Genomic DNA, 13981 nt, shown 5'->3' with positions numbered 1-13981 from the left:
GAGGGAGAAAAGGAGAAGGGTGGGAAGCGACACGAAAAAAAGAAGAGAAAAAAGGGAGAGGGAACAGACGACGGAAGAAGCAAAAAAGAAGGGAAAGAAGAAGAAGAGGGTGAAAAAGAAGAAAGCGGATAAAAAAAAAACCACGCCTGCGGTTCTCCCACCCACCACGCCTGCGGTTCTCCCACCCACCACCCCAACATTCAAGCCCATTAGGCTGACCGCGTGAGTCTGCCCGTTGTATTGATCGCCGACAAATTGGCCGAATCGACGGTCGCCGCCCTCGGTGACCAGGTGGAAGTCCGTTGGGTCGACGGTCCGGACCGGCCGAAGCTGCTGGCCGCGGTGGCCGATGCCGACGCGCTTCTGGTGCGCTCCGCGACGACCGTCGACGCCGAGGTGCTCGCCGCCGCGCCCAAGCTCAAGATCGTCGCCCGTGCCGGAGTCGGTCTCGACAACGTCGACGTGGACGCGGCCACCGCCCGAGGCGTGCTGGTCGTCAACGCGCCGACCTCGAATATCCACAGCGCGGCCGAGCACGCCATGGCCCTGCTGCTGTCCGCGGCGCGCGAGATCCCGGCCGCCGATGCGTCGCTGCGCGCGCACACGTGGAAACGCTCGTCGTTCTCGGGCACCGAGATCTACGGCAAGACCGTCGGCGTCGTCGGCCTTGGCCGCATCGGTCAGCTGGTGGCCCAGCGCCTGGCCGCGTTCGGCACCCACGTCGTCGCCTACGACCCGTATGTCTCGGCGGCCCGCGCCGCACAGCTCGGCATCGAGCTGCTGAGCCTCGACGACCTGTTGGAGCGCGCGGACTTCATCTCGGTGCACCTGCCGAAGACACCGGAGACCGCGGGACTGATCGGCAAGGAGGCGCTGGCCAAGACGAAGCCCGGCGTGATCATCGTCAACGCCGCCCGCGGCGGCCTGATCGACGAAGACGCGCTGGCCGAAGCGGTGCGCTCAGGGCATGTGCGCGCGGCGGGCATCGACGTGTTCGCCAGCGAGCCCACGACCGAAAGCCCGCTGTTCGACCTGCCGCAGGTGGTGGTGACCCCGCATCTGGGCGCGTCCACCGCTGAGGCGCAGGACCGGGCGGGCACCGACGTCGCGGCCAGCGTGAAGCTTGCCCTGGCCGGGGAGTTCGTTCCCGACGCGGTCAACGTCGGCGGGGGAGTCGTCGGCGAGGAGGTTGCGCCGTGGCTGGACCTCGTCCGCAAGCTCGGCCTGCTGGTCGGAGTGTTGTGCGACGAGCTTCCGGTGTCGCTGGCGGTGCAGGTCAAGGGTGAGCTTGCCGCCGAAGACGTTGAGGTGCTTCGCCTTTCGGCGTTGCGCGGGCTGTTCTCGGCGATCATCGAAGACCCCGTCACATTCGTCAACGCCCCCGCGCTCGCCGCCGAGCGGGGGGTGCAGGCCGAGATCAGCACCGCGAGCGAGAGTCCCAACCACCGCAGCGTGGTGGACGTGCGGGCCGTCTACGCCGACGGGACGACCGCCAATGTCGCAGGCACGCTGACCGGTACCCAACTGGTCGAGAAGATCGTCCAGATCAACGGGCGCAACTTCGATCTGCGGGCCGAGGGCGTCTACCTGATCATCAACTACGTCGACCAGCCGGGCACGCTCGGCAAGATCGGCACCATCCTCGGATCGGCGGGCATCAACATCCACGCCGCCCAGTTGAGCGAGGACGCCGAAGGTCCCGGCGCGACCATCCTGCTGCGCATCGACCGTGACGTTCCTTCCGACGTCCGGTCCACCATCGCCGATGAAGTCGGCGCGATGATGCTGGAAGTGGTTGATCTGTCGTGACTTCGGCCATGAAGCTGGCGATCATCGCCGGTGACGGGATCGGCCCGGAGGTCGTCGGGGAGGCCGTCAAGGTACTCGACGCGGTGCTTCCCGGCGTGCACAAGACGCCTTACGACCTCGGCGCGCGCCGCTACCACGCCACCGGTGAGGTGCTGCCCGACTCCGTGCTCGACGAACTGCGCGGGCACGACGCGATCCTGCTCGGCGCGATCGGGGACCCGTCGGTACCCAGCGGCGTGCTCGAACGCGGTCTGCTGCTACGGATCCGGTTCGCGCTCGACCACCACATCAACCTTCGCCCCGGCCGGCTGTACCCCGGGGTGAGCAGCCCCCTGGCGGGCAACCCCGACATCGACTTCGTCGTCGTAAGGGAAGGCACGGAGGGTCCCTACACCGGAACCGGCGGTGCGATCCGCGTGGGCACACCGCACGAGATCGCCACCGAGGTCAGCGTCAACACCGCTTTCGGTGTGCGTCGCGTCGTGACGGACGCGTTCGTCCGCGCCCAGCAGCGTCGCAAGCACCTGACCCTGGTGCACAAGAACAATGTCCTGACCTTCGCGGGCGCGTTGTGGTGGCGCACCGTTCAGGAGGTCGCCGCCGACTTCGGTGACATCGAGATCGCCTACCAGCACGTGGACGCGGCGACCATCCACCTCGTCACCGATCCCGGCCGTTTCGATGTGATCGTCACCGACAACTTGTTCGGCGATATCGTCACCGATCTCGCCGCCGCGGTGTGTGGCGGAATCGGCCTCGCGGCCAGCGGCAACATCGATGCCACCCGCACCAACCCGTCGATGTTCGAACCTGTGCACGGCAGCGCCCCCGACATCGCGGGCCAGGGAATCGCGGACCCGACCGCTGCGATCATGTCGGTCGCACTGCTGCTGGCCCATATCGGCGAGACGGATGCGGCCGCGCGCGTCGACAAGGCCGTCGAGCAGCATCTGGCCACGCGCGGCGACGAGAAGCTTTCGACCACCGCGGTCGGCGACCGGATCGCGGGCTATCTGTAGCTCGGCACCGACTTCGCCGGTCGCGGCCGCCTGACCCTCGGGCGCTCAGATCCCCACTCGCTCAGATAGCCCCGGGAACTGCCTCCCGTACTGCCCAGCTCCAAGCGAATAATTCGCTGCCAGCGAGTTATTCGCTCCTAGGTGGGCAACGACAGGAGTGGTTCCGGCAGAGGTTGACGACGCGCTGGTGTGAACAGCCGTGTGCGGAGCTCACGTTGAGCGAATCACAGTCCCGGCGCAGGGTTCGGCGAACCTGAGGGGTCAGGGGGCACGAGTGGGATCGCCGCCAGCGGGAGCAACGCGCTCACCGCGAATGCAGCCGGATAGCCGGCAACCCCGATCAACCCACCGAACAGCGGTGCGGCGGCCGCCGACGCCAGATGTTGGCTGGTGTTCTGGGTGCCCAGGGCGCGGCCGCTCCAGAACGGCCCCGCGATCTCAGCGATGGCGGTGAACGCCAAACCGTTGTCGGACACCGTGATCACCGAGGCGACCACCATCGCCGCCACCGCGACCGGAGAGCTCAGCCAGTCCGACAGCGCGAGGGCCCCCATGGACAGCGCCGCGGCGGCGGCGATCGCACGGATCGGACGAAGCCGTTGACCCAACCGGTCCGACCAGTACCCCGCCGCGATGCGTCCGGCGGCGCCGAGCAATTGGGCCGCCATGACGATGAGGCCCGCCGAGCCTGCCGACCAGCCGTGCTCCGACATCAACCACACCAGCGTGAAAGTCCACACCACCGCCTGCGGCACGACGAGCAACACCGAGACGGCGTGAATTCGCCACAGCACCGACGATCCCCGATAGGGGTTCGTGAGATGTTCGATCGGCGCCTCGGAACGCGGCGGTCGTGGCGGGTCGATCACCGCGACCAGGCACACCAACGCCGACACCGCGCACACCGCCGCGGGAAACAGTAACGCGCCAGTCACACCGTGGCTTTCAGCCAGCCGCGGGATCACCAGCGCGCCCAACCCGACGCCCAACGGGGTGGCCGTCTGCCGGATCCCCATGGCCAGACCGCGTCGTTCGACCGGGAACCAGCCGACCACCAACCGCCCGCTGGCCGAATTGCTGCTCGCGGCCGCCATGCCGCCGAGAAAGAGGAAAGCGCCGACGGCGATTAGGGATTCGGAGAAGGCGGCCGCGAACGCGGCCGCCGATATCAGCACAGACCCGACCGTCAGCACAAGGCGCTCGCCGTAGCGGTCGACGACATAACCCCACGCGATCAGCGTGATCACCAGCCCGAAGCCCGGCATCGCGGAAAGCAGGCCGGCCGCCGCGAGGTCGAGGCCCCGCTCGCTGTGCAGTGTCGGGATGAGAAACGCCACGCCGTTGATGAACACGTTGGCGCTCGTCGTCGCTGCCAGCGCGATACACAGCAACGACCAACGCCGGGCGGTGCTGAGCGACTCGGCGGACATCGGTCCATCGTGGCATAGCGATCTCACTATGCTGAATCTGTATCTCAGATACCGAGACGAAGCTGTCATGGGAGCGGTCGGCCGCCGCTTCTTGGCCGACTACTAGGCTGAACGCCATGCGCCTTGGCCGAATCGCCAGCCCTGATGGTGTCGCCTTCGTCAGCGTCGAGGGTCCACTCGACGATCCCGCCCAGGCGATCGCGAGGGAGATCGCCGAGCACCCGTTCGGTAATCCACAGTTCACGGGCAGACAGTGGCCGCTGGCCGACGTGCGTCTGCTCGCCCCGATCCTTGCGACCAAGGTGGTGTGCGTGGGCAAGAACTACGCCGCCCACATCGCCGAGATGGCCGCAACCGCCGGGGACGGCTCGGAACCCCCCACGTTCGACGACCCGATCATCTTCATGAAACCCAACACGGCGATCGTCGGACCGAACGTGCCGATTCAGTTACCCGCCGACGCCGATCCCGTGCACTTCGAGGGTGAGTTGGCGGCGGTCATCGGCAGACCGTGCAAGGACGTGTCGGCCGCGCGCGCCGCGGAGAACATCCTGGGATACACGATCGCCAACGATGTCTCGGCCCGCGATCAGCAGCGCAAGGACGGCCAATGGACCCGCGCGAAGGGGCATGACACGTTCTGCCCCGTCGGGCCGTGGATCGTCACCGACGTCGATCCTGCGGACCTGGAGATCCGCACCGAGGTCAACGGCGTCGTCAAGCAGAACAGCAGGACGTCGATGATGATCCACGACGTCGGCGCGATCGTGGAATGGATCTCCCGGGTGATGACCTTGCTGCCGGGCGATCTGATCCTGACCGGGACACCGGAGGGTGTCGGCCCGATCCAACACTCCGACACCGTGAGCATCACCGTCGAAGGTATCGGAACGTTGACGAATCCGGTTGTGCGCAAAGGGAAGTGATGACAAGTGATGTCCGGGTGCGGTTCTGTCCGTCACCCACGGGTACGCCGCACGTCGGCCTGATCCGCACCGCGCTGTTCAACTGGGCGTACGCGCGCCATACCGGCGGCACCTTCGTGTTCCGCATCGAGGACACCGACTCGGCACGCGATTCCGAGGAGAGCTTCCGCGCGATACTCGACGCGCTGCGCTGGCTCGGACTCGACTGGGACGAAGGCCCCGAAGTCGGTGGGCCCTACGGGCCGTACCGCCAATCGCAGCGGCTCGATCTCTACCGCGATGTGATCGACCGGCTCCTACAGGCCGGTGACGCCTACGAGTCATTCTCCACGCCTGAAGAAGTCGAAGCGCGTCATCTGGCCGCGGGGCGCAATCCGAAATTGGGCTACGACAACTACGACCGCGACCTGAGCGAGGAACAGAAGGCGGAGTTCCGCGCCCAGGGCCGGCGCGCCGTAGTGCGGTTGAAGATGCCCGACGAGGACATCGGCTGGCGCGATCTCGTGCGCGGTGAAACGACGTTCCCGGCCGGATCGGTACCCGATTTCGCGTTGACCCGCGGCAACGGGGAGCCGTTGTACACGTTGGTGAATCCGGTCGACGACGCGCTGATGAAGATCAGCCACGTGCTGCGCGGTGAGGACCTGCTGTCGTCGACCCCGCGCCAGATCGCGCTCTACCAGGCGCTGATGCGGATCGGCGTGGCCGACCGGATTCCCGAGTTCGCGCATCTGCCAAGCGTTCTGGGAGACGGGAACAAGAAGCTGTCCAAGCGCGATCCCCAGTCGAACCTGTTTCTGCATCGCGAGCGCGGTTTCATCCCGGAAGGCCTGCTGAACTATCTGGCCCTGCTGGGGTGGGGAATCGCCGAGGACCGGGACGTTTTCAGCCTCGACGAGATGGTGGCCGCCTTCGACGTCGCCGACGTCAACTCGAATCCGGCGCGGTTCGACCAGAAGAAGGCCGACGCGCTGAACGCAGAACACATCCGGATGCTGAGCGAAGAGGAGTTCAGCGCCCGTCTGAGCGCGTACTTCGCCGAGCACGGTCACGACACCGGCCTCGACGACGACCGGTTCGCCGAAGCCGCCGCGCTCGTGCAGACCCGCATCGTGGTGCTCGGCGACGCGTGGGACCTGTTGCGGTTCCTCAACGACGCGGAGTTCACGCTCGACGAGAAGTCGGCGGCCAAGGAGTTGAAGCCCGAGGCGGTCGCGGTGCTCGGCGCCGCACTGGGCGCACTGGAGAACGTCGGCGACTGGACCACTCCGGCGATCGAGGCGGCCCTCAAGGAGGCGCTGCTCGACGGCCTCGGACTGAAGCCGCGCAAGGCGTTCGGCCCGATCCGCGTCGCCGCCACGGGCGCTTCGGTCAGCCCGCCGCTATTCGAATCGCTTGACCTGCTGGGGCGCGAACGCAGCTTGGACCGGCTACGGGCCGGCCGCGAACGAGCCGCCGCGGAAGCCGAGGCGTGAAAAGCGCGTTGAAAATCTTTGGTAGTCTGCACGTCGGTCCGATACCGCGCGCGATGGGTTCCGCCCGCCGCGCAAGGGGGCCGAAATAAGCCCGTGACCTGCGGTTACGGACTGCCGATGGGGTATGGTGTAATTGGCAACACAGCTGATTCTGGTTCAGCCATTCTAGGTTCGAGTCCTGGTACCCCAGCCAACCACCGTGATTAGGCCGACAAATCTCGCTGAGATATGCTGGCGATCCGGAAACCAGTTCTAGCCCCCGTCGTCTAGCGGCCTAGGACGCCGCCCTCTCACGGCGGTAGCGTGGGTTCGAATCCCATCGGGGGTACAGATTTCGCGGTCTGCGAAACTGCGTCACATCTCACAGGCGCCGGGTCAGGGCGTCGGCAGCGGCCAACAGATCGGCGGCCCACCGCGCACCCGGCCGCCGGCCCATCCGGTCGATCGGTCCGGACACCGATACCGCGGCGATGACCACGCCGCGTCCGTCACGCACCGGAGCCGAGACACTGGCCACACCCGGTTCGCGTTCGGCGGCGCTCTGCGCCCAGCCGCGCTTGCGCACCTCGGCCAGAGTGCGATCGGTGAACTTGGCGTTCGGGAGGACGGCCTGCTGGGTGGCCGCGTCGGCATACGCCAACAGGACCTTGGCGCCCGAGCCCGCCGTCATCGGGAGCGTGCTGCCGACCGGCACGGTATCCCGCAGCCCGGCAGGCGGTTCCAGCGCCGCGACGCAGATCCGCGAGGTGCCTTCGCGGCGGTAGAGCTGCACGCTCTCGCCGGTGATCTCGCGCAACCGGGGCAGCACGACCGCTCCTGCGGCCACGAGCGGATCGTTGACCTGTCCGGCCAACTCGGTCAGACCGGGACCGAGCCGCCAGCGGCCGTCACCGTTGCGTGCCAGCAAGCGGTGGGTTTCCAGGCCCGCGGCAAGACGATGCGCTGTGGCACGCGGTAAACCCGTGCGCTCGCACAGTTCAGCCAGCCCGCAGGGCGAATCGGCGACCGCGTGCAGCACACCCACGGCTTTGTCCAATACGCCGATGCCGCTATCCTGTCTCACAAGGAGATACTAACGTCCCAGATTGTGAGATAGTCAAGATGTCCACCGATGTTTCCAGTGCCGCCCGCGGCCGCGGTGACACACCGCGCACGTTGGCCGAAAAGGTGTGGGCCGACCACGTCGTCGTCGAAGGTGGCGGCGAGGGCGCTGCGCGCGAACCCGATCTGATCTACATCGACCTCCATCTCGTCCACGAGGTGACAAGCCCGCAAGCATTCGACGGGCTGCGGTTGGCGGGGCGCCCGGTACGCAGACCGGATCTGACCATCGCCACCGAGGACCACAACGTGCCGACGGTCGACATCGACAAGCCGATCGCCGACCCTGTCTCGCGCACACAAGTGGAGACCCTTCGGCGCAACTGCGAAGAGTTCGGTATCCGGCTTCATCCGATGGGTGATGCCGAGCAGGGCATCGTGCACATCATCGGACCGCAGCTCGGATTGACGCAGCCCGGGATGACGGTGGTGTGTGGCGATAGCCATACCTCCACGCACGGCGCGTTCGGCGCGCTGGCGATGGGGATCGGTACCTCGGAAGTCGAGCACGTACTCGCGACGCAGACTCTTCCCTTGCGCCCGTTCAGGACCATGGCGGTCAACGTCGACGGTGAACTTCCCGACGGAGTGAGCGCCAAGGACATCATTCTCGCGGTGATCGCCAAGATCGGCACCGGCGGAGGACAGGGTCACGTCATCGAATACCGCGGCAGCGCCATCGAATCGCTGTCGATGGAGGGCCGGATGACAATCTGCAACATGAGCATCGAGGCCGGTGCGCGCGCCGGCATGGTGGCACCGGACGACACGACGTTCGAATTTCTGCGCGGGCGTCCGCACGCCCCACAGGGCCGACAGTGGGACGAAGCAGTCGCCGCATGGCGCAACCTTCGCACCGACGAGGGTGCCGAATTCGACACCGAGGTCTACATCGACGCCTCGACCCTGAGCCCGTTCGTCACGTGGGGCACCAACCCGGGCCAGGGGGTGCCGCTGTCCGGTTCGGTGCCCGACCCGGAATTGATGTTCGACGAGGGGCAGCGCCAAGCGGCCGAAAAGGCGTTGGCCTACATGGACCTTCGACCCGGCACCGCGATGCGTGACATCACGGTCGACACCGTCTTCGTCGGTTCGTGCACCAACGGTCGTATCGAGGATCTGCGGGTGACCGCCGACGTGCTGCGCGGACGCAAGGTCGCTGACGGGGTGCGCATGTTGATCGTGCCCGGGTCCATGCGCGTGCGGATGCAGGCCGAATCCGAAGGGCTCGGAGACATCTTCACCGCTGCGGGAGCGGAGTGGCGTCAGGCGGGCTGCTCGATGTGTCTGGGCATGAATCCCGACCAGCTGTCACCAGGTCAACGTTGTGCGTCGACCTCCAACCGGAATTTCGAGGGCAGGCAAGGCAAGGGCGGCCGCACACATCTGGTGTCTCCCGCGGTCGCGGCGGCCACCGCGGTGCGTGGCACGTTGTCCTCGCCCGCAGACCTGACCGACTGATAGGAGCAGATCCCGTGCAGGCTTTCCATTCCCACACCGGCATCGGCGTCCCCCTGCGTCGGTCGAATGTCGACACCGATCAGATCATCCCGGCGGTCTACCTGAAGCGAGTTACACGAACGGGTTTCGAGGACGGCTTGTTCGCCGCCTGGCGCAACGACCCGTCGTTCGTATTGAACCTGCCCCCGTTCGACAAAGGTTCGGTATTGGTCGCCGGCCCCGATTTCGGCACCGGTTCGTCACGCGAACATGCCGTGTGGGCGCTGATGGATTACGGCTTCCGGGTCGTCATCTCGTCCCGCTTCGCCGACATCTTTCGGGGCAATGCGGGCAAGGCCGGGCTTCTGGCGGCCGAAATTCCGCAAGATGATGTGGAAATTTTATGGAAGCTCATCGAGCAGCAGCCAGGCCTGGAAATCACTGTGAATCTTCAAGATCGAACCATCGCCGCAGGAACGGTCATGGTGCCGTTCAGAATTGACGACTATACGGCTTGGCGATTGCTCTCCGGACTCGACGATATAGGTCTTACGCTGCGCAAATGCGATGATATCGCGGCTTATGAATCGCGCAGGCCGGACTGGAAACCGCGGACTCTGCCGGCCGGATAACGGCGCTCGGTAAGCCGAAATCACCGTCACTGGACCCGGTTCTCCGGGGCCCCTTTGGAGGTCAAGGGGGGCAAGAAAGTTCGCTGGCTTCGCCTGAAACTGCGCGTGGCTCTTGGAAATCAATGGGGAATGGGTTTACCGTGTCCTCTAGTCGGTCCAAAGAGGACCACTGGTTTCCGGAGGTTATGCATGAACAAAGCAGAGCTCATCGACGTACTCACGGAGAAAATGGGCTCGGATCGTCGGTCGGCCACCGACGCGGTGGAGAATGTCGTCGACACCATCGTGCGTGCGGTGCACAAGGGTGACAGCGTCACCATTACCGGCTTCGGCGTTTTCGAACAGCGGCGCCGCGCCGCCCGCGTTGCGCGTAATCCGCGCACCGGCGAGACCGTGAAAGTCAAGCCCACGTCCGTGCCGGCCTTCCGGCCCGGCGCTCAGTTCAAAGCCGTTGTCTCTGGCGCACAGCGCCTCCCCGCGGAAGGACCAGCAGTGAAGAGAGGCGCAACGGCGGGAAGTGCCCGCAAGGCGGCCAAGAAGTCGGCCGCCAAGAAGAGTGCCGCCAAGAAGTCACCGGCCAAGAAGGCCGCGACGAAGCGGACGGCAGCCAAGAAGACCGCCGCTAAGAAGTCACCGGCCAAGAAGGCCGCGACGAAGCGGACGGCAGCCAAGAAGACCGCCGCCAAGAAGTCACCGGCCAAGAAGTCGGCGGCGAAGAAGGCACCGGCCAAGAAGTCGGCGGCCAAGAAGTCACCGGCCAAGAAGACCGCAGCCAAGAAGTCGGCCGCCAAGAAGGCACCGGCCAAGCGCGGGCGCAAGTAGTTTCGACCGGACACGCCGTGGGTCTGCGCGACCCACGGCGTGTTCGCGTTTCATGCCCACCAAAACATCTACGGCTCAATCTTTCCGAGCGGGAGTCCGCCGGAATTTGCATTCAACGTGTGGGCGTCATTTCACGGCCAGCGGGCTGCCCATGTGGTCCGCCGCAATCAACCGACCGTTGTGAAGCGACATCACCCAGGTGCTGCCCTTGCGATTGCGCGACTTGTCGGGCCGCACGCCGTCGCGCTCGCACCACCATTCGATAAGGTCCGGAATGACCTTGCCCTGTGTGCAGATCACCGGCGTGCCAGCGGTGTCGGCGATCTCGAGGAAGCGCTGCCGGGCGGCCTTGCGGTTCTCCGCGTAAGCCTCCTCGGTCAGCAGCTCGTCACGCTGGATCGACGTCCCGAGTTCTTGTGCCAGTGGTTCCAACGTCGATACACAGCGCACTCGGTCCGCCGCGAACAGCCGGTCGGCACCGAAGGCGAGCAGCATCCCGACCAGTGACTCCGCCTGCGCCCGACCGTTCTTGTCCAAGGGTCGTTGGCGGTCGTCACCCTTGAACCGGGACTTGCTGCCCGCGGTGGCGTGGCGGACGATCAGCACGGTCTTGGTGTCGGCCGGATACTTCGCGAAGTGGCGCAGCACCTTTCGGTCGTGTCGATAATCGAGCTGTTTGATCGCCGCCGGGACGGGTAGCCACTTGAGCTCGTCGACCTCGTCGTTCGGGCGGAACTCCCCGGCGACCATGCGCGCCGCCCAGTAGCGCACCTTCTTCTTACCGCCCTCGACGGGATAGCTGACCGAACTGAGTCGCCGGCCCAGATGTGCGGTGTACCCGGTCTCTTCGCACACCTCACGGACGGCGGTCACGGGCTCGGTCTCGCCGGGGTCCACCTTGCCCTTGGGCAGCGACCAGTCGTCGTACCGAGGGCGGTGAATCAGGGCGACTTCCGGCGCATCGGGATTTCCGTCGGGCCGCCACAACACCGCCCCGCCGGCCAGGATCGTCTCCGCATCGGAGCCGGTCTCGGATGTCCGCTTCGGCACCTCAACTCCTGCAGATCATTCTGGGCACCCGCGGCCCACGACGACAATGCTGAAAGTTCCTGACGTTGAGGAATTCCGTCATGGTTGCCGGTGGCGTTCCATCAACGAGACCTGGTGGTCGCGGACCGTGTGGCCCTCCTGCGGTGACGCCGTCCACTTACCGTCGACGCCCAACTCCCAGCACCGGGTCGAGGGGTCCATCGCCGATTCGAAGATGTCGTGCAGTTGCGCCTTCAGCCGCGGATCTTTGACTTCGGCCATCACTTCGACGCGCCGGTCCAGATTGCGGTGCATCATGTCGGCGCTGCCGATCCAGAACTCGTCGATCGCGCGGAAGTGAATGATCCGCGAGTGTTCGAGGAACCGGCCGAGGATCGATCGGACGGCGATGTTGTCCGAATATCCAGGGGCATGGGGGCGTAGCGCGCAGATACCCCGGACCACCACCTCGACCCGCACACCGGCCTGCGACGCGCGGTACAGCGCGTCGATGACCTGCTCGTCCACCAACGCGTTGGCTTTCAGCCTGATCCGCCCTTCGGCACCGTCGCGGGTGGCGACTATCTCCCGTTCGATGCGCTCGATGATGCCCCTTCGGACTCCCTGGGGGGCAACAAGAAGGTTGCGATAGGAGTCCTTGCGCGAGTAGCCCGTCAGCGAGTTGAACAGGTCGGTGAGATCCGCGCCGATGTCGGGCGCGGCGGTCAGCAGCCCGATGTCCTCATACAGCCGCGCGGTTTTGGGATTGTAGTTGCCGGTGCCGATGTGGCAGTAGCGCCGGATCAGCGAGCCCTCCCGGCGCACCACCAGACATGTCTTGCAGTGAGTCTTGAGCCCGATGAGCCCGTACACGACGTGCACACCCGCACGCTCGAGTGCGCGTGCCCACTTGATGTTGGCCTGCTCGTCGAACCGGGCCTTGATCTCGACGAGCGCGACGACCTGCTTACCCGCCGCCGCAGCGTCGATGAGCGCGTTGACGATTGGCGAGTCGCCGGAGGTGCGGTACAGGGTCTGCTTGATCGCCAACACGTTCGGGTCCGCCGCGGCCTGTTCGATGAACCGCTGCACGGTGGTGGAGAAGGAATCGTACGGGTGGTGCACCAGCACGTCGCCGTCGCGCAGCGTCGAGAAGATGCTCTTGGGTGTCTCCCGCTCGCCGAACGCCGGCGGGGTGGCCGGTACGAACGGCCGGTCTTTGAGGGCAGGGCGATCGAGATCGTAGATCTGCCACAGCGAGGACAGGTCGAGCAACCCAGGCACCTCGATGACGTCGCCCGGTGCGACGTCGAGTTCGCGCAGCAACAACTCGAGCATGCTCTCGGTCATGTCGTCGGAGACTTCCAACCGGACCGGCGAACCGAACCGACGCCGTGCCAGTTCCCGTTCCAGCGCTTGCAGCAGGTCTTCGTCGCGGTCCTCTTCGACCTCGAAATCGGCGTTGCGCGTAATGCGGAACGCGTGGTGCTCGACGATCTCCAGCCCGGGGAACAGGACATGAAGGAACGCCGCGATCAGTTCCTCCATCGGAAGGAAGCGAACGATGCTGGCATCGCTGTCGCGGGCGGCCAGTTCGACGAACCGTTCAACGTTGTCGGGCACTTTGACTCGGGCGAAGTGCTGCCCACCGTCGTCGGGATGTTTGACGGTGATCGCCAAGTTCAGGCTCAGGCCACTCACGAAAGGGAACGGGTGGGCCGGATCGACGGCGAGCGGCGTCAGCACCGGGAACACCTGCTCGTGGAAGTACGTCGACAACCGTGCGCGTTCGGCCTCGTCGAGTTCGGCCCACGTGACGATAACGATGCCTTCGTCGGCCAGCGCGGGGCGCACCGAATCGAGGAATACGTGCGCGTGCCGGTCGGCGAGGTGCTGGGTTCGCTCGTTGATTCGACGCAACTGTTCACGGGGTGAGAGCCCGTCGGCGGAGCGCACCGACAGCCCCATTTCGTCGCGGCGTTTCAGTCCGGCGACGCGGACCATGTAGAACTCATCGAGATTCGAGGCGAAGATCGCAAGGAACTTCGCCCGTTCCAGCAGCGGCAGCGACGTATCGGCGGCCAATGCCAGTACCCGGGAGTTGAAATCGAGCCAACTCAGCTCGCGGTTCAGGTAGCGGTCTTCGGGCAGCGCGTTCTCGACGGCGGGGGCGGTCGCCGCGGGAGGGGCTTCGGGCGCCGAGTTACCGGAGTCCGACGGCAACGTTCGGATGCTCGGCGGTGGGTCGCCGTCGCTGTCGCGAACCTCGATCCCGGCTTTCGTCATGCCTGCGATGAT

12 protein-coding genes and 2 tRNA genes are annotated in these 13981 nt (G+C 65.8%); 10 read left to right on the top strand and 4 right to left on the bottom strand.

Translation table 11 applies throughout. The features are described 5' to 3' along the window. The 3 genes from CEX88_RS25895 to CEX88_RS02605 form a co-directional block, all read left to right on the top strand. Positions 1-226: hypothetical protein (locus tag CEX88_RS25895; RefSeq protein WP_238381925.1), on the top strand; the 226-nt coding region annotated here is incomplete at its 5' end. After that, complete coding sequence (gene serA / locus CEX88_RS02610) at positions 223-1809, top strand: phosphoglycerate dehydrogenase (protein ID WP_094292263.1); 1587 nt, start codon at positions 223-225, stop codon at positions 1807-1809. The genes CEX88_RS25895 and serA, both read left to right, overlap by 4 nt. A gap of 8 nt (positions 1810-1817) precedes the next feature. Next, on the top strand, positions 1818-2828 hold the full coding sequence (locus CEX88_RS02605) for a 3-isopropylmalate dehydrogenase (RefSeq protein ID WP_094292262.1): 1011 nt from the start codon (positions 1818-1820) through the stop codon (positions 2826-2828). A 224-nt stretch (positions 2829-3052) separates the two neighbouring features. Here CEX88_RS02605 and CEX88_RS02600 read toward each other — a convergent pair whose 3' ends face one another. After that, positions 3053-4258, bottom strand: coding sequence for an MFS transporter (locus CEX88_RS02600; protein WP_066844937.1), 1206 nt, complete (start codon positions 4256-4258; stop codon positions 3053-3055). 116 nt (positions 4259-4374) lie between these two features. Here CEX88_RS02600 and CEX88_RS02595 point away from each other — a divergent pair, with 116 nt between their 5' ends. The 4 genes from CEX88_RS02595 to CEX88_RS02580 all read left to right on the top strand — a co-directional run bounded on the left by CEX88_RS02595 (position 4375) and on the right by CEX88_RS02580 (position 6987). Further along, positions 4375-5184, top strand: a complete 810-nt coding sequence (locus CEX88_RS02595) for a fumarylacetoacetate hydrolase family protein (protein WP_066844935.1) — start codon at positions 4375-4377, stop codon at positions 5182-5184. Then, positions 5184-6659: a glutamate--tRNA ligase gene (gene gltX / locus CEX88_RS02590; RefSeq protein WP_202931350.1), complete on the top strand. Its 1476-nt coding sequence runs from the start codon at positions 5184-5186 to the stop codon at positions 6657-6659. The genes CEX88_RS02595 and gltX overlap by 1 nt, the downstream gene beginning before the upstream one ends. Before the next feature lie 118 nt (positions 6660-6777). Further along, a tRNA-Gln gene (locus tag CEX88_RS02585) sits at positions 6778-6852 on the top strand. 62 nt (positions 6853-6914) lie between these two features. Beyond that, positions 6915-6987, top strand: a tRNA-Glu gene (locus CEX88_RS02580). 33 nt (positions 6988-7020) lie between these two features. On the opposite strand, the gene CEX88_RS02575 is transcribed toward CEX88_RS02580, so the two are convergent. Next, on the bottom strand, positions 7021-7722 hold the full coding sequence (locus tag CEX88_RS02575) for an IclR family transcriptional regulator (protein WP_066844930.1): 702 nt from the start codon (positions 7720-7722) through the stop codon (positions 7021-7023). Positions 7723-7760: 38 nt separating this feature from the next. On the opposite strand from CEX88_RS02575, the gene leuC reads away from it, so the two are divergent. The 3 genes from leuC to CEX88_RS02560 all read left to right on the top strand — a co-directional run bounded on the left by leuC (position 7761) and on the right by CEX88_RS02560 (position 10654). Continuing rightward, the gene (leuC, locus tag CEX88_RS02570; RefSeq protein WP_094292260.1) at positions 7761-9221 is read left to right on the top strand and encodes a 3-isopropylmalate dehydratase large subunit; all 1461 of its coding nucleotides are present in this window, start codon (positions 7761-7763) and stop codon (positions 9219-9221) included. 14 nt (positions 9222-9235) lie between these two features. Then, positions 9236-9832: a 3-isopropylmalate dehydratase small subunit gene (gene leuD, locus CEX88_RS02565; protein ID WP_066844926.1), complete on the top strand. Its 597-nt coding sequence runs from the start codon at positions 9236-9238 to the stop codon at positions 9830-9832. A gap of 189 nt (positions 9833-10021) precedes the next feature. Then, on the top strand, positions 10022-10654 hold the full coding sequence (locus CEX88_RS02560) for an HU family DNA-binding protein (RefSeq protein WP_094292259.1): 633 nt from the start codon (positions 10022-10024) through the stop codon (positions 10652-10654). 126 nt (positions 10655-10780) lie between these two features. Here the strand turns inward: CEX88_RS02560 and mutT1 are convergent, their stop codons facing one another. Next, entirely contained in the window at positions 10781-11704 is a 924-nt protein-coding gene (gene mutT1 / locus CEX88_RS02555; RefSeq protein ID WP_068198108.1) for an 8-oxo-(d)GTP phosphatase MutT1, read from the bottom strand. 78 nt (positions 11705-11782) lie between these two features. Further along, positions 11783-13969 (bottom strand): RNA degradosome polyphosphate kinase, encoded by a 2187-nt coding sequence (locus CEX88_RS02550; protein WP_094292258.1) that lies wholly within the window; start codon positions 13967-13969, stop codon positions 11783-11785. Positions 13970-13981 lie beyond the last annotated feature (12 nt).

The sequence above is a fragment of the Mycobacterium neumannii genome, from assembly GCF_002245615.1.
GTDB classification, from domain to species: Bacteria; Actinomycetota; Actinomycetes; order Mycobacteriales; family Mycobacteriaceae; genus Mycobacterium; species Mycobacterium neumannii_A.
The sequence above is the reverse complement of the archived record's forward strand: the minus strand, read 5'-3'. Positions and strand labels throughout refer to the sequence as shown.

Excerpts from the sequence above, each read along its gene's own strand:
- CEX88_RS02605 (WP_094292262.1), top strand. The coding sequence starts at position 1,818 with ATGAAGCTGGCGATCATCGCCGGTGACGGGATCGGCCCGGAGGTCGTC.
- CEX88_RS02600 (WP_066844937.1), bottom strand. The coding sequence starts at position 4,258 with ATGTCCGCCGAGTCGCTCAGCACCGCCCGGCGTTGGTCGTTGCTGTGT.
- CEX88_RS02595 (WP_066844935.1), top strand. The coding sequence starts at position 4,375 with ATGCGCCTTGGCCGAATCGCCAGCCCTGATGGTGTCGCCTTCGTCAGC.
- gltX (WP_202931350.1), top strand. The coding sequence starts at position 5,184 with ATGACAAGTGATGTCCGGGTGCGGTTCTGTCCGTCACCCACGGGTACG.
- leuC (WP_094292260.1), top strand. The coding sequence starts at position 7,761 with ATGTCCACCGATGTTTCCAGTGCCGCCCGCGGCCGCGGTGACACACCG.
- CEX88_RS02560 (WP_094292259.1), top strand. The coding sequence starts at position 10,022 with ATGAACAAAGCAGAGCTCATCGACGTACTCACGGAGAAAATGGGCTCG.
- CEX88_RS02550 (WP_094292258.1), bottom strand. The coding sequence starts at position 13,969 with ATGACGAAAGCCGGGATCGAGGTTCGCGACAGCGACGGCGACCCACCG.